3 protein-coding genes are annotated in these 1439 nt (G+C 49.8%); all 3 read left to right on the top strand.

The window, feature by feature from the left end; genetic code table 11:
- On the top strand, positions 1 to 237 hold a 237-nt coding region (locus Q0117_RS06340; RefSeq protein ID WP_366807795.1), incomplete at its 5' end, for a CBS domain-containing protein.
- Positions 237 to 1007: a pseudouridine synthase gene (locus tag Q0117_RS06335; protein ID WP_297923827.1), complete on the top strand. Its 771-nt coding sequence runs from the start codon at positions 237 to 239 to the stop codon at positions 1005 to 1007. The genes Q0117_RS06340 and Q0117_RS06335, both read left to right, overlap by 1 nt.
- Positions 1008 to 1026: 19 nt before the next feature.
- Positions 1027 to 1439 (top strand): Cys-tRNA(Pro) deacylase (gene ybaK / locus Q0117_RS06330; RefSeq protein WP_297923825.1); only part of this gene is annotated, 413 nt, incomplete at its 3' end.

The raw sequence follows: 1439 nt of genomic DNA, 5'->3' as shown, positions 1-1439 counted from the left end.
ATCTTAAGCGACGGCGATCTGCGCCGCGCGCTGATGCGAGAGGACTTCGATATCAACGGCGATGCGCTGAAATATGCCACCAAAAATCCTAAAATGCTGGACGATAAAAATATGCTCGCAATAGACGCGCTAAATTTGATCGAGCAATTTAAAATCCAAGTTCTGCCCGTGGTTGAAAATGGCGTGCCCGTGGGGATCTTGCATATCCATGATCTAACGAGTCTGGGGCTAAAATAATGCAAAAGATGCGTCTGAATAAATTTATCTCCCATAACACCGCCTACTCGCGCCGTGAGGCAGATGAGCTGATCAAGCAGGGCAAGGTTAGCATTAACGGCCGCGTCGTTAGCGATTTTATAGAGGTTAGCGGCGAGGAGAAGATCCGCATCGGCTCGCGCCCTATCAAGCCCAAGACGGAATTTACGATGATCGTTTATAACAAACGCAAAGGTGAGTTAGTTACTAAAAAGGACGATCGCGGCAGGCGGACGATTTACGATAGCTTGCCGGAGGGATTTAGTAGATTTGTTAGCGTAGGGCGTTTGGATTTTGCAAGCGAGGGGCTTTTGCTGCTAACCGATGCGCCCGCGATCGCTACGGCGCTGATGAACAGCGACATCGAGCGAGAGTACTATCTAAAGGTAAAAGGCGAGGTGAAAGAGGAGGTCGTAACGGCGATCCGCGAAGGCTTTTTCGCCGCAGACGCAAGCAAGGGCGCGCACGCCAAAAGCAAGATAAAATCGATGGAATTTAAGCCCTTCTTAGGCTACCGCATTATGCCTAGCAGCGGCGGCTACACGAAAATAAAAGCAATCATCAACGAGGGTCAAAACCGCGAGCTGCGTAGATTTTTCGGCTATTTCGATCTGGATGTCGTGGAGCTTAAGCGCACGGCATTCGGCAGAATGACGCTTGGAACGCTAAAGCCTGGCAAATGGCGCTATTTTGATCAGGGCGAATACGAAGACCTGCGTGATTTTTTGAAAGAAAACAAAATCCGCTATTAAATTTAAGAAAAGAGGCGAAATGAGCTCAAAAACAAACGCCGCACGCGTACTGGACGGTCTGAAAATCCCTTATGAGATTAAAGAATACGCGGTTGATCCTTTAAATTTAGATGCGGTACACGTGGCAAACAGCGTGAGCGAGCCGATCGAGCGGGTCTATAAAACGATAGTTTGCACGGCGGATCACGAATACGTCGTGGCCTGCCTGCAAGGCGATCTAAATCTCGATCTCAAGGCGCTCGCGCACATTTGCGGCGCGAAGCGTTGCGAGCTGATGGATTTGAAGGATTTACAAAAGGTCACGGGCTACATCAGGGGCGGCTGCTCGCCGCTTGGGATGAAAAAACACTTCCGCACCTTCATCGATGAAAAAGCGCTAACGCAGGAGAAAATTTACGTTAGCGCAGGCGTGCGCGGAAAACAGATCGCTCT

Source organism: uncultured Campylobacter sp., from assembly GCF_937997535.1.
In the GTDB taxonomy this organism is placed as follows: domain Bacteria; phylum Campylobacterota; class Campylobacteria; order Campylobacterales; family Campylobacteraceae; genus Campylobacter_B.
This window is presented reverse-complemented; position numbering and strand designations above follow the sequence as displayed.